This window comes from Lacisediminihabitans profunda (genome assembly GCF_008040105.1).
GTDB classification, from domain to species: Bacteria; Actinomycetota; Actinomycetes; order Actinomycetales; family Microbacteriaceae; genus Lacisediminihabitans; species Lacisediminihabitans profunda.
In genome coordinates this window covers 1-301 of sequence record NZ_VRMG01000114.1, presented here as the reverse complement: position 1 = coordinate 301, position 301 = coordinate 1, and the positions used below count along the sequence as shown (strand labels likewise).

Sequence of the window (301 nt, the reverse complement as noted above, 5' to 3'; positions counted from 1 at the left end):
GGGATGAACGCCGTCGTGGGAGGGATCTTCGGCACGCGGCGGGGCTACTAGCCGACCGCCGAGTCGGCGGGCTACGAGTCGATCGGGAGGCCGAGCAGCTGCATCAGACCCAGGACGACGCCCACGCAGACCAGGAGGGCAGCGGCAAGAGCCGCGATGGCCAGTCCCCGTCGGTGCTCGAACCAGTAGGCGGAGCCGGGATACCGGGCGAAGAACGCCGCGCGGGGCATCGGCTCCTTCACCACCTGCACTTCCTCACCGAGGGCGTTCGCCACAGCGAGCATGGATTCCGCGGTCCAGT

The 301-nt window shown here is 69.4% G+C and carries 1 protein-coding gene; it reads right to left on the bottom strand.

Annotation, left to right across the window (positions count from 1 at the left end; genetic code table 11):
• Nucleotides 1-71: 71 nt before the first annotated feature.
• On the bottom strand, nucleotides 72-301 hold a 230-nt coding region (locus FVP33_RS19685), incomplete at its 5' end, for a hypothetical protein (protein ID WP_187270821.1).